This is a genomic window from Amycolatopsis bullii (genome assembly GCF_014654205.1).
Lineage (GTDB): Bacteria > Actinomycetota > Actinomycetes > Mycobacteriales > Pseudonocardiaceae > Amycolatopsis > Amycolatopsis plumensis.
Map to the genome: position 1 here is coordinate 1 of NZ_BNAW01000046.1, position 22,932 is coordinate 22,932.

At 72.2% G+C, this 22,932-nt stretch carries 19 protein-coding genes; 13 read left to right on the forward strand and 6 right to left on the reverse strand.

Annotation, left to right across the window (positions count from 1 at the left end; translation table 11 throughout):
• On the reverse strand, positions 1-1,687 hold a 1,687-nt coding region (locus IE317_RS34825; protein ID WP_229903061.1), incomplete at its 3' end, for a hypothetical protein.
• A gap of 1,261 nt (positions 1,688-2,948) precedes the next feature.
• Here IE317_RS34825 and IE317_RS34830 point away from each other — a divergent pair.
• Positions 2,949-3,629, forward strand: a complete 681-nt coding sequence (locus IE317_RS34830; RefSeq protein ID WP_191315627.1) for a M23 family metallopeptidase — start codon at positions 2,949-2,951, stop codon at positions 3,627-3,629.
• 986 nt (positions 3,630-4,615) lie between these two features.
• Here the strand turns inward: IE317_RS34830 and pcrA are convergent.
• Positions 4,616-7,030: a DNA helicase PcrA gene (pcrA, locus tag IE317_RS34835; RefSeq protein ID WP_191315628.1), complete on the reverse strand. Its 2,415-nt coding sequence runs from the start codon at positions 7,028-7,030 to the stop codon at positions 4,616-4,618.
• A 227-nt stretch (positions 7,031-7,257) separates the two neighbouring features.
• Here pcrA and IE317_RS34840 point away from each other — a divergent pair, with 227 nt between their 5' ends.
• From IE317_RS34840 to IE317_RS34870, 7 genes are all read left to right on the forward strand, one after another.
• Entirely contained in the window at positions 7,258-7,683 is a 426-nt protein-coding gene (locus IE317_RS34840; RefSeq protein WP_191315629.1) for a DUF1707 SHOCT-like domain-containing protein, read from the forward strand.
• Between the two features lie 162 nt (positions 7,684-7,845).
• Positions 7,846-8,142 carry a chorismate mutase gene (locus IE317_RS34845; protein ID WP_176173200.1) on the forward strand — a complete coding sequence of 99 codons (297 nt, stop codon included), beginning with the start codon at positions 7,846-7,848 and terminating at the stop codon, positions 8,140-8,142.
• Between the two features lie 65 nt (positions 8,143-8,207).
• The gene (locus tag IE317_RS34850) at positions 8,208-8,522 is read left to right on the forward strand and encodes a hypothetical protein (protein WP_086844131.1); all 315 of its coding nucleotides are present in this window, start codon (positions 8,208-8,210) and stop codon (positions 8,520-8,522) included.
• Positions 8,523-9,357: 835 nt separating this feature from the next.
• On the forward strand, positions 9,358-10,392 hold the full coding sequence (locus IE317_RS34855) for a hypothetical protein (protein ID WP_229903062.1): 1,035 nt from the start codon (positions 9,358-9,360) through the stop codon (positions 10,390-10,392).
• Between the two features lie 272 nt (positions 10,393-10,664).
• A complete protein-coding gene (locus IE317_RS34860; protein ID WP_191315630.1) occupies positions 10,665-11,525 on the forward strand; it encodes a hypothetical protein in 861 nt (286 codons plus the stop codon).
• Positions 11,526-11,740: 215 nt separating this feature from the next.
• Entirely contained in the window at positions 11,741-13,363 is a 1,623-nt protein-coding gene (locus IE317_RS34865; RefSeq protein ID WP_191315631.1) for a serine/threonine-protein kinase, read from the forward strand.
• 13 nt (positions 13,364-13,376) lie between these two features.
• Positions 13,377-14,486: a serine/threonine-protein kinase gene (locus IE317_RS34870; protein ID WP_191315632.1), complete on the forward strand. Its 1,110-nt coding sequence runs from the start codon at positions 13,377-13,379 to the stop codon at positions 14,484-14,486.
• On the opposite strand, the gene IE317_RS34875 is transcribed toward IE317_RS34870, so the two are convergent.
• Entirely contained in the window at positions 14,483-15,385 is a 903-nt protein-coding gene (locus tag IE317_RS34875) for a LysR family transcriptional regulator (RefSeq protein WP_191315633.1), read from the reverse strand. The two genes, IE317_RS34870 and IE317_RS34875, sit on opposite strands and share 4 nt — an antisense overlap.
• Before the next feature lie 104 nt (positions 15,386-15,489).
• Between IE317_RS34875 and IE317_RS34880 the strand changes: the two genes are divergently transcribed.
• The 3 genes from IE317_RS34880 to IE317_RS34890 all read left to right on the forward strand — a co-directional run bounded on the left by IE317_RS34880 (position 15,490) and on the right by IE317_RS34890 (position 17,625).
• Positions 15,490-16,395, forward strand: a complete 906-nt coding sequence (locus IE317_RS34880) for a DMT family transporter (RefSeq protein ID WP_191315634.1) — start codon at positions 15,490-15,492, stop codon at positions 16,393-16,395.
• A gap of 346 nt (positions 16,396-16,741) precedes the next feature.
• Positions 16,742-16,882 (forward strand): hypothetical protein, encoded by a 141-nt coding sequence (locus IE317_RS34885; RefSeq protein ID WP_191315635.1) that lies wholly within the window; start codon positions 16,742-16,744, stop codon positions 16,880-16,882.
• Positions 16,867-17,625, forward strand: coding sequence for a hypothetical protein (locus IE317_RS34890; protein WP_191315636.1), 759 nt, complete (start codon positions 16,867-16,869; stop codon positions 17,623-17,625). The genes IE317_RS34885 and IE317_RS34890 overlap by 16 nt, the downstream gene beginning before the upstream one ends.
• Here IE317_RS34890 and IE317_RS34895 read toward each other — a convergent pair.
• Positions 17,622-18,302, reverse strand: coding sequence for a response regulator (locus IE317_RS34895; RefSeq protein WP_013222701.1), 681 nt, complete (start codon positions 18,300-18,302; stop codon positions 17,622-17,624). The genes IE317_RS34890 and IE317_RS34895 overlap by 4 nt on opposite strands.
• Before the next feature lie 7 nt (positions 18,303-18,309).
• Positions 18,310-19,620, reverse strand: a complete 1,311-nt coding sequence (locus IE317_RS34900) for an ATP-binding protein (RefSeq protein WP_191315686.1) — start codon at positions 19,618-19,620, stop codon at positions 18,310-18,312.
• A 110-nt stretch (positions 19,621-19,730) separates the two neighbouring features.
• Between IE317_RS34900 and IE317_RS34905 the strand changes: the two genes are divergently transcribed.
• Together IE317_RS34905 and IE317_RS34910 are read left to right on the forward strand one after the other, a co-directional pair.
• Positions 19,731-21,014: a PspC domain-containing protein gene (locus IE317_RS34905; protein WP_191315637.1), complete on the forward strand. Its 1,284-nt coding sequence runs from the start codon at positions 19,731-19,733 to the stop codon at positions 21,012-21,014.
• Positions 21,007-21,249 carry a hypothetical protein gene (locus IE317_RS34910; protein WP_191315638.1) on the forward strand — a complete coding sequence of 81 codons (243 nt, stop codon included), beginning with the start codon at positions 21,007-21,009 and terminating at the stop codon, positions 21,247-21,249. Before IE317_RS34905 ends, IE317_RS34910 begins: the two co-directional genes overlap by 8 nt.
• Before the next feature lie 71 nt (positions 21,250-21,320).
• On the opposite strand, the gene guaA is transcribed toward IE317_RS34910, so the two are convergent.
• Positions 21,321-22,877 (reverse strand): glutamine-hydrolyzing GMP synthase, encoded by a 1,557-nt coding sequence (gene guaA, locus IE317_RS34915; RefSeq protein WP_191315639.1) that lies wholly within the window; start codon positions 22,875-22,877, stop codon positions 21,321-21,323.
• Positions 22,878-22,932: the final 55 nt, after the last annotated feature.

Here is a 22,932-nt window from a genome sequence, read left to right on the forward strand (position 1 = left end):
GCGCGGTGAGCAGGGCGGCGCCGGCGAGCAGACCGGCCGCCGGCTTCGGCCGGGAGCGCGTGGCGAGCGCGGCCGCGCCGACGACGACCACGGCGGCGGTCAGCAGGCCCCAGGACGGGGTGTCGAGATGGGACCAGAGGCCGGCGGCGACGTAGCCGGGGACGGCGAAGACCGGCAGCCCGAACGCGGCGACGGCCAGGACGGCGCCGGCCACGACGAGGGTGAGGTTCTTGCCGTCCGGCTCGGTGCCGTCCCCGGCGTCCTCGCGTTCGACGACACCGGTGCCGGCGGCGGCGAGCGCGGCCAGCGCGGCGAGCACGAGCGCGGCGAACGTCCAGGCGGCACCGGCGCCGAGGTCGTAGGTGAAGACGGGCGCGGCCGCGCCCCCGAAGCCGGCGAGGTTGCCGGCCTGGGTGGCGGTCAGTGCGGTGTTGAGGACGGCCGTGCCGGCCAGCACGATCCCGGCCCAGGCCACCCCGAGCACCGGCCGCGCGACGGCGGCGGTCTTCGGGACGAGCACCCCGGCGGCGGGAACGGCGAGCACGAGCGCGGCGGCGAGCAGGAACCAGCGCGCGGGACTGTCGGCGGCGGCACTCACCGGCGCGGTGGCCCCCGGGTTCAGCGCGGTGACGGCGACCTGCGGCGCGAAGGCGCCGATGAGCGCGGCGATCGCGGTCGCGAGGCCGAGCAGGCCGGTGGTGAGCCGCCACCAGAAGAGGCCGGGGAGGTTCGCGGCGCCGGTCTCGGCCTTTTGGGTGCCTTCGGTGAGCCGCGTGCCCGCGAGGCCGCCGACGATCGCCGTCGCGACGAGTGCGAGGGCAGGTCCCCAGGTGACGTGCAGGTCGGCCCGGAAGAGACCGGCGAGAACGGGCGGCGCGGCGACGGCGAAGGCACCGGCGGCCAGCCCGGCAAGCGCGCCCCGGGCAACGTGCTCGGCCGGAGCGGCCAGGGCGACCGCGGCGGCGAGCGGCAGGGCGGCGGCGAGCAGGAGGTAACCGCCGAGGGCGGGCCACGGCCCTTCGAAGGCGGCGCGGGCGAGCAGGAAGCCGTTGTCGGAGTGGACGGGCGCGGTGAGCAGCCCGGCCCCGGCGACGACGGCGAGCAGCGGGACGAGCAGCCGCCAGCGCCGTCGTTCGGGCTCGTCGTGGCTGCGGAGGGCCCGCCAGGCGACAACTCCGGCAGCCCCGGTCAGGACGTCCCCGGCGACGAGCAGCCAGAACCCGCCGCCGACGGCCGAGCTGCCGAGGAACCGGTCGGGCAGGTAGAGCTCGGGCCGGATGGTGAGCGGGCCGTTGACGGCGAACTGGAGGTCGAGGACCAAGCGCCCGGGCGCGAGGGCGGCCAGGCCGAGGACCAGGCCGCCGCCGAGGCCGGGTTTTCCGGTGAAAGCAAGCCAAACGGCGGCGACGGCGGGCGCGAGGGCGAGAAGGGCGAGCCAGGGCCAGCTGGTGAACCCGGGAGCGGCGGCGGGCGAGACGGGAACGATCGCGGCGGCGCTGAGGGCGACGGCACCGAGGGCGGCCAGGGCGAGGGCGGTTTTGAGGGTGCCGGAGGGGCGGGTGTCGGTGTCGTCGGCCCAGGGTTCGGTGGGCTCGACGGCGGTGGTTCGGGGTTTTTGCTGGGGGGTGGGTTGCGGTTTGCCGGGCTTGGCTGAGGCGCGCGGGGAGGTGGTGGCGTTTTCGGGCACGTCGGGTACACGTGCCGCGGCCGGGACCGGGCTTGTCGGTGGCTCGGATTCGGCGGAGTTTTCGGGAGAGGGGTCGGGCCGACGGGCGCTCGAGACACGGCTTGCCGAGGTGGCGGAGTTTCCGGAGGCGGGCTGCCCGGCGCTCGAGGCACCGCCCGCGGAGGTGGTGGAGCTTCCGGACGCGGGCTCGGGCCGCCGAGCGCTCGAGACACCACCCCCGGAGGTGGCGAAGTTTTCCGGCACCCCGCCGGCGGCGGGCACCGGTCGCGTGGGCGGATCCGGCTCGGCGGCGGCAGCGGCATCACCGGTGGAGGCGGAGTTTTCGGGCGTGGCCTGCCCGCCGTCGGCGGCAGCCACAGGCCGCGTTGGCGGGTCGGACTCGGCAGCGCCCGTCGCGGCGGCCCCGGAGGTAGTGGAGCTTTCGAGCCCGCTCCGCCCGCCCGCCGGCGCAGGCCTGGGCCGCGAGGGACCGCCGGACTGGCTAGCTGCCGCAGACCCGGCCGGGCTTGCGGCCTCTGCCTGCCGGCCGCCCGCGGCGGGGACCGGCTGGGTCGGTTCGCTCCCACCCGGGCCGGTGGATTCCCGCCTGGGGTCGCCCTGGCTTGCCGTGGGCGGGGTCGGGGCTGCCTTGGCCGGACCTCGGGCCTCGGGTTCTTCGCGGGGGCCGGGGGTGCTTCCGGTGGGGGGTTCTGCGCGTGGGGGCATATTGCCCGCGACGCTAGCAAGTTCGGGTCGCGCGGGAGCTCTCGGCGGGGCGCGAGTCGTCGGATGCGCTTGAACCCTCTTCGGCAATTCGTTATTCCGGCTCGTGACCCCTGCGGAGGCCCCGCTGGGCCTTTTGGCGGCCCTTCACCACCCCTTCGGCCTGTAAGGCAAGTCACACCGAACGCCGTAAACCCCCTCTAACTTTGGGTGATTTACACAGGTGAGCGCGCCGCCGGTTCCACTCGAACGGCCCACAGCGGGGGCACGTCTTGCCGACAGCGGTACCCCTTCGTTACTGTCCCGGGGTCCCCATTACAGTCAGGTCACGAAGTAGGACGCCGAGCAAACCACCCCCGAGGTTGGCTCACCGGGTTCCCCCGCCCGCAGTCCTCGACCCGGCTCCCCGACGATGGAAGGCCCTGTCTTGGCTTCACACCGCTCCCCCGGCGGCCAAGCTCCTTCCCCGGCACTGAAGGACGCGCTCGAAGGCGCGGTCGTCCGTGTCCGGGGTGCGCACCGCATCGCCCCGCCCTCTTCGGCCCTTCGCGGCCGTGTCGTGGTTGCCGCTGTTGCGGCTGGTGCGTTCGCCGCCGCTGCTGCGGGCTCGACCCTCAAGACGGTCACCGACTCGAACACCGCCGTCACCCCCCTGGCCAACAGCCAGGACGCCAGCGCTTCGCTGACCGCGGGAGGTGCGGGCTCCGGGGGCGCCCCCGAGCTCCTGCCGACCGGCCACGCCGTCGACGCCTCCGCCGAAGCCGCGAAGCTCGCCGACAGCGCCTCCGTCACGCAGGCCCGCGAGCAGCGCGAAGCCGACGCCGCCAAGAGGGCCGCCGAAGAAGCCTCTCGCCCCAAGACCTGCCTGCCCGCGCACGGCACCTTCACCTCGGGCTTCGGTGCCCGGTGGGGCACCAGTCACCTCGGCATCGACATCGCCAACTCCATCGGCACCCCGATCTACGCCGCCTCCGACGGCACCGTGATCGAGGCCGGCCCGGCCAGCGGTTTCGGCCTCTGGGTACGGATCCAGCTCGACGACGGCACGATCCAGGTCTACGGCCACATGAACAGCTTCTCCGTCAAGGAGGGGCAGAAGGTCAAGTGCGGCCAGCAGATCGCCGAGATCGGCAACCGCGGCCAGAGCACCGGCCCGCACCTGCACTTCGAGGTGTGGCAGAACGGCACCAAGAAGATCGACCCCCGGCCCTGGCTGGCCGCGCGCGGCATCGTTCTCTGATCCGTTCGCTCCCCGCACGGGAGCAGGCACCGCCAGCACGCCCGACAGCGGAAGCCCGGCCGTAGAGCGTTCTCCTGCTCCGGCCGGGACAGCGCGGGCAGCCGCCACCGGCGAAGGGCGCTGAAGGCACGCGCTCCGCCGAGCCGCTCGGGTGCTGGAACCGGTCACAAGATCAAGGTTCACCGCCAGAGGCCAAACACAAACAACCGGATCGGGTACGTCTTCCCCGGCACCCGACGAAACGGGCCGGACGGCAGCACGCAGCTCCGGCGAGTTCGCCGCTCCGCAGTGGAAGCACGTGCCGGGCTCGCGGCCTTCCGGACGCGAGACGCTCCCGGCATCCCGGCGAGATGAGGCACCGTGACTCGGCAACGACGCGAGGAGCGCTTCAGACCGAGCCGAGACCCACCGGAGGACAGAGAACCACTCCGGAGCCGGGAAAAAGCGCCCACAGGCGGCTCAGCGGCCGCAACCGCCTATCGCTGTCCGCCCGGTAACCGCCGGATGAAGTACGCCACCGCGACCTGCCACACCGTGCACAGCTCCGCCGGCCGCCGGACCGGCAGCCAGCCCCACGGCACCGCTCCCCCTGCGCCCCCCGCGGAGCGGACACGCGCGGCACTCCGGGCTCTGGTCGTCCAGCGGCGTCCCCGGCCGCAGGTGACACAACGCCCGTCCGCACCGAGCTCGTGCTGCCTGAGCAACGCTCGCCAGGCGGCGGCCAGCCGGCACGCCTCCGCTCCCGCACGCGAAGAGCTTCCCGAAGCCCCCGAAGGCTCCCGACCCCGATCCGGAACCCTCGTCCCCAGGACTCCTCGCAGGTATTTCTGTACCCCTTCGGCCAACAGGCCAAACAGCACCGCGTCCACACCACACTACCCCCTCCGTCGAACCTTTGTTCGATCGCAGGGTCAGTTTTACCGGGTGGGTACGACGATTCCGGCGGCGATCGGGAAGATCGCCGCCGGATTCACTCGGACGAGTGGCTAGAGCTTCACCATCGGCACGCTGCCGATCAGCATCAGGCGGACCTTGCCCGCCTGGCCGAAGTCGATCGTGGCCGTCGCGCGCGGGCCGACGCCGTCGCACGAAATCACCGTGCCCAGGCCGTACTTGTCGTGACTGACGCGGTCGCCGACGTCCAGCTTCAGCGCCACCGTGTCCTTCCAGCCCTTGCCGAACGACGGCGTGCCCGACGAAGACGGCGCGGAAGACCGCCGGCCGCCCCAGGTGGTCGCCGCCCGCGGGGTGCCGCGGGAACCGGAACCGAACGAGCCGAAACCGCTGCTGGACGGCTCCAGCCGCCGCCAGTCGACCAGGTCCGGCGGCAGCTCGTCGAGGAACCGCGAAGCCGGGTTCATCGACGGCTGGCCCCACGCCGAGCGCGTGATCGCGCGCGAGACGTACAACCGCTTCCGCGCGCGTGTGATCGCGACGTACGCGAGCCGCCGTTCTTCCGCCAGCTCCGTCGGGTCGCCGAGCGCCCGCATGTGCGGGAAGACGCCGTCCTCCCAGCCGGTGCAGAAGACCACCGGGTACTCCAGGCCCTTCGCGGTGTGCACGGTCATCAGCGTGACCACGCCCGCGCCGCCGTCGCCTTCCTCGCCGCCGTCGGGCGATGGCACCGAGTCGGCGTCCGCGACCAGCGAAACGCGCTCGAGGAAGGCCGGCAGCGAGCCCGGCGCCGGAACACCCTCCTCGACGACCAGCTCGGCGTTCTCGTCCGCGACGACCTCGGCGGTGATCTCGGTGAACTCCCGCGCGACCGTGACGAGCTCGTCCAGGTTCTCCACGCGCGTGTGGTCCTGCGGGTCCTCCGACTCCTCGAGCTCGACGCGGTAGCCGGTCTTGTCCAGCACCGCTTCCAGCACGTCGTGCACTTCGGCGCCGTCCGAGACCAGCGCGCCCAGCTCGTCGAGCAGCGCCACGAACCCGCCGATCGCCTTGACCGACCGCGGGTTCAGCAGCGGCACCTTGCCTTCGACGGCGTCCCGCAGCGCCTGCGCGAAGGAGATGCGCTCGCGCTCGGCGTGCGTCGCCACGACGGCCTCCGCGCGGTCGCCGATGCCGCGCTTGGGCACGTTCAGCACGCGCCGCAGGCTGACCGTGTCCTCCGGGTTCGCCAGCACGCGCAGGTAAGCGATCATGTCGCGGACTTCGCGGCGCTCGTAGAACCGCACGCCGCCGACGACCTTGTACGGCAGGCCGAGCCGGATGAAGATCTCTTCGAAGACGCGGGACTGGTTGTTGGTGCGGTAGAAGACGGCGACGTCGGAGTAGTCGGCTTCGCCCTTCTCCGCCAGCGCGTCGATCTCGCCCGCGACGAACGCGGCTTCGTCGTGGTCGTTGTCCGCCACGTAGCCGACGATCTTCTCGCCGTCGCCCGAATCCGTCCACAGCCGCTTCGCCCGGCGGTTCGGGTTCCGCTCGATGACGGCGTTGGCCGCGGACAGGATCGTCTGCGTGGAGCGGTAGTTCTGCTCCAGCAGGATGGTGTGCGCGTTCGGGAAGTCCCGCTCGAACTCCTCGATGTTGCGGATCGTCGCGCCGCGGAAGGCGTAGATCGACTGGTCCGCGTCACCGACGACGACCAGCTCGGCCGGCTCGACACCCGCCTCGTTCGGCGCCGTCCCGGCCAGCTCGCGGACCAGGGTGTACTGCGCGTGGTTCGTGTCCTGGTACTCGTCGACCAGCACGTGGCGGAAGCGCCGCCGGTAGTACTCGGCGACGTCCGGGAACGCCTGCAGCAGCGAGACCGTGCGCATGATGAGGTCGTCGAAGTCGAAGGCGTTGGCCTGGTTGAGCCGCCGCTGGTACTCGCCGTAGACCTCGGCGACGCGACGCTCGAGGTCGTTGCCCGCGTTCGCCGCCGCGGTCTCCGGGTCGGTGAGCTCGTTCTTCAGGTTCGAGATGTGCACGGCGAGCGTGCGGGCGGCGTAGCGCTTCGGGTCGATGTCGAGATCGCGCGCCACCAAGGTGATCAGCCGCTTGGTGTCGTCGGAGTCGTAGATCGAGAAGCTCGACGACATGTCCAGCGTCTTGGCTTCACGGCGCAGGATCCGCACGCACATCGAGTGGAACGTCGACACCCACATCGCGTTCGCGCGGCGCCCGACGAGCGCGGCGACGCGCTCGCGCATTTCGGCGGCGGCCTTGTTGGTGAACGTGATGGCCATGATTTCGCCGGGGTGCACGCGGCGTTGCCCGAGCAGGTAGGCGATCCGGCGGGTCAGCACCCGGGTCTTGCCCGATCCCGCGCCCGCCACCACCAGCAGCGGGCCACCGGCGTGGGTGACGGCTTCGCGCTGGGCGGGGTTGAGGTCGTCGAGCAGCTCGGCCTGCCCGCCGGCGGCGGGCTTGCGCACAGGGGTCGCGGCGGGGAGATCGAAGAGGGTGTCCATCGTGGCGTCCACGCTACCCCGGGCGGGCCGGGGCCCGGCAAACCGCGCCGGGTCCGCGGGGCGGTGCTTCGGCGGGGAGCGCCGGGAATGCCTCGTTACTGGCGTGGGACGCAGTGAATGACTCGTTCCTGACGTCCGCCCGGCGCCGGGTACCGCGGAGGGCGTAGCCGGAGGTGTCGCCCGGCACCCGACGCGCGGCGGGCCCGGCGCGCGGAACATCGGCGGACATGGAAGACACCAGTTCGGCCCCCATCCGGGCCGCCGACGCCGATCGTGACCGCGTCGCCACCGCCGTCCAGACCGCCGGTTCCGAAGGCCGGCTCACCCTCGACGAGGTCGAAGAACGCCTCGGCCGCGTCTACGCCGCGCGGTTCACCGACGAACTCGCCGCGCTCACCGCCGACCTGCCGCGGCCCGCGCCGCCCTCGCCCGGCTTCCCGCTCGGCCGGGAGGCGCTGCGGCGCCATCCCGCCCTGCGCGTCCACCTCGCCGTGGTGGTCGCGATCGCCGTGCTGGTGATCGCCCGCTGGGCCGTGCTGGGCGCCGGGTTCTTCTGGCCGGTGTTCCCGGTGTTCTGGCTCGGCGTGAGCCTCTTGGTTCATGCTCGGGTGCGCTCGGTCCGGGAGCGCGTCCGCACCGCTGTGCCATACTGACCGCATGCGGCACCACGCGAAGCGATTTTTTTACGGGACCCGGACTCCGGCTCCCGTGATCGCGTAGTGCCGCCAACCGCCATCACGCCAGCCCCGGAGTCCACGGACCCGGGGCTGTCGCCGTCCCTGGGGCCGGATCCGGGTCTCGAGGAAGAGGTCCCGATGAACGCACACGCCACGAACGCCGACGGACAGCCCGCCGAGCACACCCCCGCGGGCGACGACATCGCTGCGCTCCGCGAGGAGATCGACCACCTGGACAAGGAGATCCTGCGGCTCGTCAAACGCCGGGTCGAGGTGTCCAAGACGATCGGGGCGGCGCGGATGGCCGCCGGCGGCACGCGCATCGTCTACAACCGCGAGATGGACGTGCTCGCGCGCTACCGCGAACTCGGCCCGGACGGCCGGCAGCTGGCCATGGCGCTGCTGAACCTGGGCCGCGGGCGGCTCGGCCGGTAACGGTTGCGGCGAATTCGGGGTCTTCCCCGAGGCACCGGCGGCCGGGATACGGGCAGACTGGGGTCATGGACTGGCTCGTGAACCTCATCGCCGTCATCGTCGCGCTCGCGAGCGTGCTGGCCGCGCTGGGCCATGTGGGGTATCTGGCGCTGCTCAACAACGCGGCGGGTAAGCGGGCCGGCGGCGCTCCGGTCGCGCAGTACGTCAAGAGCAGGTGGGCCGTTGCCGGCGGTACCACCGCGGCTTCCCTGTTCGCCTGGTTGCTCACGGCCGGGGGACCGACGCTGGACGTCTTCGCGATCATCGTCGCCGCCGGTAGCGGCGTGGTGGCGACGAAGGCGCTGCAATCCACGCGCGACCGTTACCGCACGGGAGGCTGAAACCCCTGATCAGGGGCGATGGCACTGCGTGAAACTTCGCAGCGTCACCATCGCCCGTTCGGTCGCGCCCGACCGAGTGAAACCTCTGCAACTTGCAGGTTTGGGGGCGACTTTCTCCGCCGGATGCTCCTAGGGTTGAGGTTGTGAGGACCCTTGCGTCTGGGTCGGGCGATGCCCGGGGGACGCGCGGGGGCACTGGCCCCGCGCGCCTGCCGTCGCGTGCGCGTGCATTTGCGCAGTCCTTTGCGCAGTATTTCGAACGGGATTCCGCGCGTGAGGATGCTCCGATCGGGTCGTCCAGCCGCCGGACGGCGTCAGCAGCGCACGGCCGGGTGGTCGAGCCCACATGAGCCAAGGCACAGAGTTCCACGGACACGCCGCGATGCCCGCGCACCCCGGGCGGCACCGGCGTGGCGGCGCGGAAAGCTGGACGCCACCGCTGCCCGAGCACCGCCCCGTGCGGCACCACGCGGCGGGCGTCGCGCGCGAGCCCGGTTCGCCGCCCTTGCTGAGGTACGAGCCGCCCGAGCCCGGGTTTCCGGTGCGGTACCGCGGGACGGCCGAGGTCGGCTCACCCCCGTTGCGGCGGCAGGCGCGGGGCCAGGAACCCGGCTATCCGGCACGGTTCCGCGGAACAGCCGAGCCGCCGGAGGGTGGCGATCGCCCTTTCCGGCTCCGGGCCTCCGATTCCCGTCCGGGCGAACCTCCGGTGCCCGGTTCGCTTCCGTGGGCGCACCACCCTTCGGAGGCGGCTGACCGCCCTTTCCGGCCCTGCTCCGCCGTTCCCGAGCCGGCCGATCCGCCGGTTCGCGGACTGCTGCCGCTCGATCCGCCGTTGCTGCCGCAGCCGCGGAACCGGCGGCCCTCCGCTCCCCTGTTCCCCGCCGCGCACGGCAGCCTCCCCCTCGACGGCTTCGACCAGGACGAAGACGGCCAGGACGAGGCGCCCGTCACCGAAAGCCACGCCGAGCAGGCCGCCCGGCGCACCCGCGTCTCGCTGGCCGCTCCCGCGCCACGGAACGTCGACCTCGACGAAGAAGACGTCCGCATCTACTCCGCGCCACCGCTCGACGAGCTCGATGAGCTCGGCGGGCTCGGCGGGTTCGCCATCGGGTCCGTCCCCGCGTCGGTGACGCCGCCGAAGACCTGGAAGAAGGCCGCCTGGTTCGCCACCGGGGCCTCCGGAGCCGTCGTCGTCGGGCTGCTCTGCGCCGGCTCCTTCCTCGTCGGGAAGCCGCCGGTGGACCAGGCCGTTCAAGGCGCCTGGCCGGGCTACCAGGGCGCGCCCACCATCGCCGACCCCACCGGGGAGCACCGGCCGCCCACGCAGGGCGGCTCCGCGCCCGGGCCGGAGAGCCCGTCCCGGCCGGAAGACGATGCCGCCGCCGGCAAGCCTGGCGGGGGTACCGGGCCGGTCGACGGCGTGGCTCCCCCTCCCCACGCCGGCACCCCCAACGCGCCCGACACGACGACGACGACCGGCCCCGCCCGGCCGAGCGCGACCCCGCGGAAGCCACCGGTCACGCCCGCCCAGCGCGAAACCCCCGTCAAGCCACCGTGGTGGTACTCCTTCCCGCCCGACGCCCAGACCATGGGGGACAACTCGGAGAAGTTCTTCAACACCGTCACCACCGACCCGTCCGCGGCGTCGGCGGTGACCACCGGCCGGCTGCACGACGAGGGGCCGCAGGCGCTCGCCGACCGCTACGCCGGCATCGCCTACTTCGAAGTCAAGAAGGTCAGCATCGACCAGCAGCGCGGCGTCACAGTCAACACCGTCGAAGTGACCCACACCGACGGAACCAAGACCGTCGAAGAGCGCACCCTGACCTTCGGCGACGGCGACAAGATCACCGCTGACGGCCAGTAGCCGCACCTGCACGTGCGGTTCGCCCGTTCTGATGCACGTGCGGTGCGCCGAGCGGTTATGCCTGGTCCGGGTGGGTGACATAAGCTGCCGCTCGTCGTGTGGCGACGGCATTCCGGCGACAGAGCCTGGTGGTCGTCGTCCCCACAGGGTTACCTGACGACAACGAATCCGACAGTGAATCCCAAGACCGGCCACGAGCCGGCCGACCGGACCAACGGGAGCCCGGCCGAACGGCCGGGCGACCGTCCCCGGAACCCAGAGCGAGGACTTTCGTGCTTGATCGGCAGCGCACACGGCGTGAGTCACCCCACGCCGTCCGCGTCGAGGACGTCATCCCGGCCGAGATCCTGGACGGCGTCGCCGACGCCGACCGCGACCACCTCGAGCAGGTCTTTCGCGACCCACAGCGGTTCCTGCCGGCGCGGCCCGAGCCGGTCCGCGAGCCGGAGCAGGCCGAAGACGACGGCGAGCCGGAAAGCCGGTTCGCGCGCCGCGCGAAGCTGACCGGGCTGGTCGCCGCGGGCGCGCTCGTCGCCGGCGCCGTGGTCGCCGCGCCGATGCTGACCAGCTCGCACCGCGCCGCCACCTCCTCCGGCGGCCAGTCCACGCCCGCCGGGTTCACCGGCGCGGCGGAGCTCGGCGGCCTCGCCGTCCCGCAGCACCAGGCCGGTGGCAGCGCGCCGGAGCGGCACAGCCCGGCGACGCCGGGCACGCGCGCCGAGGACCCGCCGTCCACCCAGCCGGTGAACGGCACCCCGCGGTCCCAGCCGGCCCCGGTCGCCACCACCCCCGTCCCGGACAAGGCCGCCGACGCCCGCAGCGCGAGCCGCAAGATCCAGGCCGTCAAGGAGTTCTACGCCAAGATCGCCCGCGACTCGGCGGGCGCGCTGGCGCTGCTGAGCCCGGCGCTGGTCGACGGCACGGCCGGCGAGCTGGTCCGCACCTGGAGCTCGATGGACGCCATCGACGTCCAGGAGGGCGACACGCAGATCAACCCGGACGGCTCGATCCTCGCGGTCGCGACGCTGCACCGGCCGGACGGCGCACTGGTGCGCGTCACCCAGTTGTTCCGGGTCGCCGACGCCGGTGGGCTGATCACCGAAGCCCAGCTCGTCTCCGCCCAATACATGTAGCCCACGGCGACCACCCCTTCACCCCAGGTTCAAGTGCCCGTGCCGGATTCGTGTGCGCAGAGTGAGCGCCTAGCCTTGTCACGGGCCGGTCTCGGAAAAACCGGCTCAGAGCCCACGACATGTGCATACGCTCCAGCGAAGCGGCGTGTTCGCGGCCGCGTCACCAGGCATCGAACCGCACGCCCTGGTGAAGCCGGAGCCCAAAGGGAGGTCGCGTGAGCGACGAGGGTCGTCTGGTCGCCGATCGGTACCGCATCGTCGGCCGGATCGGCACGGGCGCGATGGGGGCCGTCTGGCAGGCGCACGACGAGGTCCTGGGCCGCACCGTGGCCATCAAGCAGCTCCTGCTCCAGCCGCACCTGGACCAGCACGACGCCGAGGACGCCCGCCAGCGGACGATGCGCGAGGGCCGGATCGCGGCCCGGCTGCACCACCCCAACGCGATCTCCGTCTTCGACGTCGTCACCGACGACAACGGCCAGCCGTGCCTGATCATGGAGTACCTCAACTCCACCAGCCTGGCCGCCGTGCTGCAGGAGCGCCGCACGCTGCCGCCGACCGAGGTGGCGCGCATCGGCGCCCAGGTCGCCGCGGCGCTGCGCGAGGCGCACGCGGTCGGCATCGTGCACCGGGACATCAAGCCGGGCAACATCCTGCTCGGCGGCAACGGCGTCGTGAAGATCACCGACTTCGGCATCTCCCGCGCCAAGGACGACGTCACGGTCACCAAGACCGGGATGATCGCCGGCACCCCCGCCTACCTGGCCCCCGAGGTCGCCATCGGCGGCGAGCCCGGCCCGGAGTCCGACGTCTTCTCCCTCGGCTCCACGCTCTACGCGGCGTGCGAGGGCCAGCCGCCGTTCGGGCTGTCCGAGAACACGCTGAGCCTGCTGCACGCGGTCGCGGCCGGGCAGATCAACCCGCCGCGCCAGTCCGGGCCGCTGGCCAGCGTGCTGGCCGTGCTGCTGCACCCGGAAGTCGAACACCGGCCGACCGCCGAGGAGTGCGAAGAGCTGCTCGCGGCCGTCGCCCGCGGCGAGACCCCGCTGGGTGGCCCGGCCGACGAGACCATGATGGCGCCGTCCGCCGGCGTCCTCGGCGCGGCCGCCGTCGCCGACCCGAACGCGACGCAGATGTTCGACGAGATCCCCGCGGGTCACTCGGGCACGCTGCTCAACGGCGGCGGCGCCCCGACGCAGGCCGTGCCGTTCTACGACGAGGACGACTACCCCGAGGCCACCGGCTACCCGGAGAACGACTACGACGGGTACGACCACTACCGCGACGACGACCAGCACGCGGCCGGGGGCGTGCCGCCGGGGCTGGCCGCGACCCGCGCCGTGCCGGTGCCGCCGCACGAGCACGACGGGTACGAGGACGACTACGACGATTACGACGACGACCCGGAGCCGCCCCCGGCGCGGTCGCGGCCCCAATTGAGCCCGGTCGACGAAGACGACAAGCCCGGCGCGTGGAAGCGCCCGGCGATCATCGGCGGCGTCGTGGTCGTGGGCCTGGTCGCGCTGGTCGTCTGGCTGCTGAGCCCGAACAACCCGGAGGCACCGGCCGCGCCGGTGCCCAGCACCAAGCCGTCGCCCGTCGCCACGTCGGAGTCGGAGCCGTCGACGTCGGAGACGCCGTTCAGCACGGCGGAGGTGCCGCCTCCGGTGAGCGAGACGACGTCGTCGTCGAAGCGCGCGACCACGTCGAGGGCCAGCGAGACGCCGACGACCACGCCGTCGAAGACGTCAACAAAGACGACGCCGCCGGAAACCAGCAGCGAAGCTCCGCCGTCGAGCTCGCAGGCGACGCCACCACCCACTTCCACCACGCCGTGACCCGAGGTATGTGTTGAGTTCCGAAGGCACCATCGTCGGCGGCCGGTTCCGGCTGGACCAGCCGATCGGCCGCGGCCGCGCGGGCATCGTGTGGCTGGCGTTCGACACGCGGCTGTTCCGCACCGTCGCGATGAAGCGGATGTACCTGCCGGTCGGCGCGGGTGAGCGTGCCGAGCAGGCGCGCGCCGCCGCCATGCAGGAAGGCAAGGACGCGGCCCGGATCGAGCACCCGTGCGCGATCAAGGTGTTCGACGTGCTGCCGGACGGCCAGGACGTCTGGCTGGTGATGGAGTACATCCCGTCGCGCAGCATGGCGACGTTCCTCGCCGAGCACGGCCGGCTCACCCCCGACCAGGCGGCGCAGCTGGGCATCCAGCTCGGCAACGCGCTGGCGGCCATCCACGCGGCCGGGTTCGTGCACCGCACCCTCGAGCCGGGCACGGTGCTGCTGGCCGACGACGGCGGCGTCAAGCTCACCGACATCGGGATCAGCGGCGGCGGGCCGAGCCCGGCGTACGTGGCCCCCGAGGTCGCGCGCGGCCTGCCGGGCACGCCGGCGGCGGACGTCTTCTCCCTCGGCGCGACGCTCTACACCTCCGTGGAGGGCGTGCCGCCGTTCGGGGACGACGGCCAGTCGTCCGAGCGCCCGCCGCAGAACTCGGGCGTGCTGACCGAGGCGCTGCGCAAGATGCTGCGTCCGGACCCGAACACGCGGCCGACGATGGCGGACACCGTCCACTCGCTGAAGGCGATCACCGAAGGCCGGGAAACGGCGTTCATCCCGCCGACCGCGCCGGCGATGCCGACCATGCCGGTCGGATGGCCGGCGGGGCCGGGCGGCCCCCCGATGCCGCCCCCGGGCGCGCCGATGCCCTCGGGCCCGCAGTTCCAGCCGCAGTACCCGATGACGCCGCCGCCGGGCTACGCGCAGGGGGCGACGCAGCAGATCCCGCCGGTTCCGCCCGCCCCCCAGGCAACGCAGTACGCGCCGCCGCCCGCCGCCGCGTCGCAGCCCGCCGAGCAGTGGAACCTGCCGGTGTCGAAGAAGACGCTGGTCACCGTGGCCGCGATCCTCGCCGCGGTGCTGGTCGGCATCCTCGTCACGGAGCTGTTCTTCGTCTAGGCCACCTTGGCGGTCGCCGCGCGCATGGCGGCCAGCAGCGTGCGGACGGCCGGGTGGCCCGAGGCCCGCGACGCGACCGCCGCGTGGATCGCGCGGACCGGCTCCGGGTGGCGGATGCGGCGGACGACCACTCCCGGATGCTGTGCGCCGAGCCCGAGCTCGGGGATCAGGCCGACGCCGATGCCGGCGGCGACGAACCCCTGCGCCGTCTGGTAGTCCTCGGACTCGACCACGATGTTCGGCGCGAAGCCGGCCGACGCGCAGGCGCCCTGCAGGATGTCGCGGCAGATACCGGGCAGGCCGTCGACGCCGACCCAGGGCTCCTCGGCGAACTCCGTGAGGTCCAGCACGCGCTTGCGGGCCAGCGGGTGGGCCTTCGGCAGCACGGCCCGGTACGGGTCGTCGAGCAGGTGCACCAGCTCGATGCCCTTGGCGGGCGGGGTCTGGCGCGGGAAGACGGTGATCGCCACGTCCGCGTCACCCGATTCGACGTCCAGGATCGGGTCGTCGAGCTCGACCAGCTTGAGGTCCAGGCGCACCCCGGGGTGCTCGCGGCGGACGGCGGCGATGGCGGGCGGGACGAGCGACGCCCCGGCCGTCGCGAAGTAGCGGATCGCCACGCGGCCGGTGCGGCCCTCCTTGAGCTCGGTCAGCGCCGCTTCGGCCTTGGCGAGCTCGGTGCTGAGCGTCTCCGCGTGTTCGGACAGCAGCGCCCCCGCCGCCGTCGGTCGGACGCCGCGGCCGACGCGTTCGAGCAGTTCGGTGCCGGCCTCGCGTTCCAGCGCGGACAGCTGCTGGCTGATCGCGGACGGCGTGTAGCCGAGGTTGCGGGCCGCGGCGGTGATCGACCCGCTGGTGATGACGGCGCGGAGGACCTGCATGCGGCGGACGTCGAGCATGGCCCTGATCGTACAGCTCAGCTTAAGTGTTCGTGCAGTTAATTTCGCTTGTCCTTACGTCTGGTCCGGGCGAAGCTGACCTCGGCTGTCGAAGGAGGACTGGGGTGGGCGAGACGAAGACCCTGCTCAGGATCGGTGCGCTGGCGCTGATGTGGGGCTCGAGCTTCTTCTGGATCAAGCTGGGGCTGGGGATGTTCTCGCCGGTCCAGCTGGTCCTGGCGCGACTGGTGCTGGGCGCGGCGATGCTGCTCGTGCTGTGCCGGCTGCAGCGGGCGCGGCTGCCGCGCGACCGCCGGATGTGGGGCCACCTCGCGGTCGCGGCGTTCTTCCACAACGCGCTGCCGTTCCTGCTGTTCGCGATCGGCGAGACGACGGTCGATTCCGGCATCACCGGCGTGCTGAACTCGACGACGCCGCTGTGGGTGCTGCTCGCGGCGCCGCTGATGGGGACGTCGTCGCGGATGACCGCGGCGAGGCTGACCGGGCTGGTCGTCGGGCTCGGCGGGATCCTGCTGATCTTCGCGCCGTGGCAGGCGTCGGGCCTGCTGAGCTGGGGCGCCCTGGCGTGCCTCGCGGCCGCGGCGAGCTACGGCTTCGCGTTCGTCTACGAGGGCAAGTACCTGTCCTCCTCGACGTCTTCGCCGTACGCGATTTCGGCCGGGCAGATGCTGCTGGCCAGCGGGATGCTCGTCCTGGCCCTGCCGGTCGGCGGGTTCACGCCGGTGCACGTGTCGACGGGGCCGCTGCTGGCGGTGCTGGTGCTGGGCATCGGCTCGACGGGAATCGCGTTCGCGCTCAACTACCAGCTGCTGGCCAGCGAGGGCGCGGTGGCGGCGTCGGTGGTCGGGTACCTGCTGCCGGTCGTGTCGGTGCTGCTCGGGGCGGGGTTCCTGGGCGAGCAGCTGCACCTGCGGGTGATCGCGGGGATGGTGGTCGTGCTCGGCGGGGTGGCGCTGACGCGGATTCCCCAGCGGGTGCCGTCCGCGGAGCCGGCGATGGAACGCGTCTAGGGAAACCCAGCTGGGAGCGCCGAGGAAGAACGTCACTCCATCGTGTGTTGACGCGGAACCCGGGCCGCCCAGACCATGGGTCGGGCCGGACGTCGTGGACCCGGGGGGAACCGTGCGCCATTCGAGAAGCAAGGTGGACACCTCGGGACGGAACCCCCAGGGAACGCCGGCGCGCGGCGCACGGCCGAGCCCGACGGTTCCTCCCGCGGCCGCCGACGCGTTGCGGCTCCAGCGGACCGCGGGCAACCAGGCCGTATCGAGGCTCCTTGCGGGCACCCGGCAGACTGCCGCGGGCGGGGGCGGCAACCTCCCGATCCAGCGCACACTGTCATGGCGCGGAAGGACGGTGGCGGCCTACGAAGATCTCCCGGAAATCGACCGGGACCGGCTCGAGGAAAAGACCGATCACGGGTACGGCATATTCGTGCGGCCGGTCATCGAGGCGATGATCGACGACGATGTCCCCACAAGGTGTCCGTCGAACTGATCGCCAAGGAGATCCCCGAGATCGCCAAGCTCTACTTCGCGAGCGACCTGTCCAAGCTCAAGCCGGACAGTCCCAGGAACCGAATCGTCCGTCGGCTCCTGGAAAAAGACGAGCAGGTCGGCAAGCTGAAATCGAAATTCGGCAAAACATCCGATGCCGAGAAGGTCCCCGCACGCAACCTCCGCGGGTTCAATGAGTTTCTGGACGCGAATCCGGCATTCGTCAATCATCTGGCCAAAGCCGGCATCACCATCCGGTTTGGTTCCGGGCACGCCAGTGGCCTCGGCGGCCTTTACACGCACGCAGACAGAACGGTGCATCTCGAAAGAGGGGTGGAACGGACGAGTCCGGGTATCTTCCTCCGTTTGCTGCTACACGAGATGGGGCACGCTTCATTCGAGCAGATGCTGATGACCACCAACCCGAGCACCCTGAACCAGGACGAGCAGGCGTTCCGCGACGCCTGGACGGTGCTACGCCGGAATGATGGGCAGTATCTGCTCGGACTCGATCTGGGTGAAGGCAGAGAACCTGCCGAGAGGAAGAAGTACCAGGCGGGGAACTTCTCGGAGTTCTGCGCCGAGAACTTCATGCACAGGGTGACCGCGCCGGACCTGTTGAACAAGCACTTGACCGAGATCAACAAGCCAGGCAGTCACATCCCGCAGGACATCAGGGACGCCTGGCGTGACGCGATCGTGGTTTTGGACAAGTACGAGCGTCTGCTGCTGCGCCACTCCTAGACGAGGCGGCGGTCGGAGGCCCAGCGGGAGAGCTCGTAGCGGTTCGACAGCTGGGTCTTCCGCAGGACGCTCGACACGTGCGTCTCCACCGTCTTCACCGAGATGAACAGCTCCGACGCGATCTCCTTGTACGCGTACCCGCGGGCCAGCAGCCGCAGGACGTCGCGCTCGCGCGGCGTCAGCAGGTCCAGCTCCGGGTCGTTGATCGGGGCCGAACCCGGGCGGTCGGCGAACGCGTCCAGGACGAAGCCCGCCAGCCGCGGGGAGAACACCGCGTCGCCGTCCGACACGCGGACCACCGCGCGGACCAGTTCCTTCGACGAGATCGTCTTCGTCACGTAGCCGCGGGCACCCGCGCGGATGACCGCGATGACGTCCTCCGCCGCGTCGGACACCGAGAGGGCCAGGAACACCACGTCCGGCAGCTCCGGGCGGACCCGGCGCAGCACCTCGGCGCCGCCGCCGTCGGGCATGTGGACGTCGAGGAGCACCACCTGCGGCTTCGTGCGGGCGATGCCGGCCACGGCTTCGGCGACCGAGCCGGCCTCGCCGACCACCCGGACCTCGTCGGTGATCGAGTCGAGCTCGGTGCGCACCCCGGCGCGGAACAGCGCGTGGTCGTCGACGAGGAACACCTTGACCGGTTCACGCTGGTTGTCCGTCACGTCGTCGAGCATAGCCGCCTCACGCCGCTCCCTTGCCCGCTTTCACCGGCATGGCGAGCTGCACTTCGGTGCCCTCGCCCGGCGCCGTGCGGACCTTGCAGGTGCCGCCGTGGCGGGTCATCCGGCCGCGGATCGAGTCGGCGAGGCCGTGGCGGTCGTCCGGGACGAGGTCGGGGTCGAAGCCCTTGCCGCGGTCGCGCACGAACACCGTCACCGACGTCGGCTCGACCTCGGCGTAGACGCTGACCTCGTCGACGCCGGCGTGCTTCGCGGCGTTGACGATGGCCTCGCGGGCGGCCTGGACGAGCGCGACCAGCGATTCGTCCAGCTCGGCGTCACCGACGACGACCTGGCCGACCGAGATCGCGAAGGTGTCCTCGACCTCGCCGCACGCCGTCGCGAGCGCTTCGGACAGCTGGCCGGTCGCTTCCTCGACCTTCTCGGCGGGCTTGCCGTAGCCGTTCGGGCCGTAGAGCCAGCCGCGCAGCTCGCGCTCCTGGCTGCGGGCCAGCCGCGCGACCTCGCGCGGCGACTCGCTCTGCTTCTGGATCAACGCGAGCGTCTGCAGCACGGAGTCGTGCAGGTGGGCGGCGATCTCGGCGCGCTCGTCGGTGCGGATGCGGGCCTTGCGCTCGTCGGAGAGGTCCCGGACCAGCCGCAGCCAGAACGGCACGGTCAGCACGGCGACCCCGATCAGAGTGGCGATGACGGCGATGAGCGCGAACTGGACCTGGTCCAGGGTGCCGCTGCGCAGCACGACGACGGTGATGCCGGTGATCACCAGCGCGACGCCGGCGACGATCCGGATCGCGGCCGACCAGCCGCCCCCGCCGAGGAACGCCCCCGCGAAGCCGTCCTTGGCGCCGACCCGCCAGCGACGGCGCTGCGACTCGTCGGCCTCCCGCCAGACGACCGCGAGACCGATCATGGCGACGGCGAGCGGCACCGCGACCCAGCCGCTGATGAACCCGGTGAGCGTCCCGCTGGCGACGGCGAGGCCGACACCCAGCGCGATCAGGCCGAACGCCTGCTGGCGTTCCTTGGGCTTCGGCGCTTCCGCGGTTTCCTCGGACTGCTGCTGGACGAACACCCAGAGCAGGCCGTAGGCGAGCAGCCCGGCGCCGTTGAGCGCGGCGAGCAGCGCGAACGCCGTCCGCACCCACAGGACCGGCACGCCGAGGTGGTCGGCGAGCCCCCCGGCGACCCCGGCGATGGCCCGCCCGGAGCGGCGCCGGAACATCTTGGGCGCAGATGACTCCGTCGTGGTGGGCGTGATCGCCTGCTCGGCGGTGACGTGGTCGAGGGACTCCTGCACGCCGTCCATGGTCACACGCACCGGCAGGCGGTTCCATCGGGGAAACCCCTGATCCATCGGCCCAGGGGAAACCTCAGGGACCATCCCGGATGTTCGGCGGCGACGGGTGCCGCATGCTTCTCGGTATGAGTGGTGCGAGCGAAACCCGGTCACCGAAGCCGGGTGCCCTGAACGGCTTCGAGGAGACCGTCAAGGACTTCTGGGTCAGCCGGCCCCGGCGGCCGCACTCCGGGCGGAAGCTGGCCGGGGTGGCCGCCGCCATCGGGCGGCGGTACGGGATCGATCCCGTCGTCGTGCGGATCGCGCTGGTGGTCGCGACGATCTTCGGCGGCTTCGGCGTTCCCTTCTACCTGCTGGGGTGGCTGTACCTGCCCGGCGAGAGCGACGAGGTCTCCGGCTTCGAAAGCCTCATCGGGCGCGGCCGGTCGTCGGTGTCGCCCGCGTTCGCCGTCGTGCTCATGGTCCTCACCGTCCTCAGCGCCGGGGGCTCGATCAGCGGCTCCTGGTTCGACGGCGGCGGGCTGATCAGCTGCGCCCTCATCGCCACCGCGCTCTACCTGCTGCACCGCAGCCGCGGCCACGAGAACCGCCCCGCGCCGGTTGCCGCGCGGTCGTCGTACCCGGCCTTCACCGGAAACGGAGCCTTCACCATGACCGACACCGCCGAGGCGCCGTCGCCGGCGCGCGGCTGGGACCCGCTCGCCGCCGACCCGGCCGGCTGGGACCTCCCCGACGCCCCGTCCGCGCCGGAGCCGCGGCCCACGCCGCCGGTCTCGGTCGAGGCGCCGCAGCGGCGGCCCCGGTCGAAGGTCGGGTCCGCGACGTTCGCGCTGGCCGTGCTGACCGCCGGCGGCGGCGTGCTGGCCGGTCTCAACGGCGCCACCTGGTTCGACGCGCAGCACATCGTCGGCCTGGTGCTCGGCGTGGTCGGGATCGGCCTGGTCGCCGGCGCGTTCGCCCGCGGCGGCCGCGGCCTGATCGGGCTGGCCATCCCGCTCGCCATCGCCGGGCTGGTGCTGACGTCGTCCCCGTTCAAGAACTTCGACGTCCGCGGCGGCGTCGGCGACCTCGACCCGACGCCGCAGTCGGCGGCCGAGCTCCAGTCGCTCTACCAGCACGCGGCCGGCGACATCCGGCTCGACCTGACCCAGCTGCCGGCCGGGGCGCCGTACGCGACGGCCGTGTCCAACGGCGCCGGCGACACCACGGTGATCGTGCCCGCCGACGCCGACGTCACCTTCGACTGCCACACCGGCGCGGGCGAGGCGTCGTGCTTCGGCCGCTCCGCCGACGGCATCGGCCAGCCCGCGGTGACCGGCACGGACAACGGCCCCGACGGTGTCGGCGGCCAGAAGATCACCCTGAAGGTTTCGAACAACGTGGGCAACGTGGAGGTGCGGCGTGGCTGACCAGAACCCTTACGCCTACGACGAACCGGCGGACACCCAGCCCGCCAAGCGCGGCGGCCTGGACGTCTTCACCCTGATCTGCGGCATCGCGACGCTGCTGGTGTCGGCCTACGTCCTCTCGGACGGCGCGAGCTGGCTGCCCTCGTTCGACTTCCGCTGGGTGATCGCCGGCGGCGCGGTGTTCGTGGGGCTGATGCTGCTCACCGCGTCCTTCGGCGGCAAACGGCGCCGCTGACCCTCACCGAAAAGACCCTCGAGGCCCCGGATCCCACGCCGGGGCCTCGAGCCTTGTCGTCTACAACGGACTCATTCCCACTCGATGGTGCCCGGCGGCTTGGACGTCACGTCCAGCACCACCCGGTTGACCTCCGCCACCTCGTTGGTGATCCGCGTGGAAATCCGCTCCAGGACTTCGTAGGGCAGGCGCGTCCAGTCCGCGGTCATCGCGTCCTCCGACGACACCGGCCGCAGCACCACCGGGTGCCCGTACGTCCGGCCGTCGCCCTGGACGCCGACGCTGCGGACGTCGGCCAGCAGCACCACCGGGCACTGCCAGATGCTGCGGTCCAGCCCGGCCGCCGTCAGCTCTTCGCGGGCGATGAGGTCCGCCGCGCGGAGGGTGTCGAGACGCTCCTGGTCGACCGCGCCGATGATGCGGATGCCCAGGCCGGGGCCGGGGAACGGCTGGCGCTGCACGATCGTCTCGGGCAGGCCCAGCTCCAGGCCGACCCGGCGGACCTCGTCCTTGAACAGCAGCCGCAGCGGCTCGACCAGCTCGAACTGCAGGTCGTCCGGCAGGCCGCCGACGTTGTGGTGGCTCTTGATGTTGGCCGTGCCCTCGCCGCCGCCGGACTCGACGACGTCCGGGTACAGCGTGCCCTGGACCAGGAACTTGTAGTCGCCCTGGGCCTTGAGGTCGCGCTCGGCCTGCTCGAAGACGCGGATGAACTCGCGGCCGATGATCTTGCGCTTCTGCTCCGGGTCGGTGACGCCGGCGAGCGCGTCGAGGAACCGCTCGCGTGCGTCGATGGTGACCAGGTTGACCCCGGTGGCGGAGACGAAGTCCTGCTCGACCTGGGTGCGCTCGCCCGCGCGCAGCAGCCCGTGATCGACGAACACGCAGGTCAGCCGGTCGCCGATGGCGCGCTGGACCAGCGCGGCCGCCACGGCGGAGTCGACGCCGCCGGACAGGCCGCAGATCGCCCGGCCGTCGCCGATCTGGTCGCTGATCCGCTTGACCTGTTCTTCGACGATCGACGACGTCGTCCACTGCGGCTCGATGCCGGCGATGTCACGCAGGAACCGGCGCAGCACCTCCTGGCCGTGCGGCGAGTGCGCGACCTCCGGGTGGTACTGGACGCCGGCGAAGCGACGCTGGACGTCCTCGAAGCCGGCCACCGCGGCGCCGTCCGAAGAGGCCGTGACGACCGAGCCTTCGGGGGCCTTGGTGACGCTGTCGTTGTGGCTCATCCACGCGGGCTGGTGCGCGGGCAGGCCGGCGTGCAGGACACCGCCGTCACCGGTCACGCGGACCTCGGTGCGGCCGAACTCGCGGACGCCGGTCGGCTCGACGACCCCGCCGAGCGTGCTGGCCAGCAGCTGGTGGCCGTAGCAGATGCCGAACATCGGCACGCCGGCTTCGGTGAGCTTCGGGTCCATGCCCGGCGCCCCTTCGGCGTACACGCTCGAAGGACCACCGGAAAGGATGATGGCCGAGGGGTTCTTCGCGAGGATCTCTTCGGTGGACGCGCTGTGCGGCACGACCTCCGAATAGATCTGTGCCTCGCGAACGCGCCGGGCGATCAGCTGCGCGTACTGCGCCCCGAAGTCCACGACGAGAACCGGACCGGTGGGGTTGGGCACCTGGCGACCTCCTGGCGAGAAGCGGGATTCCCCACCATCGTCCCAGGTGGGCCCG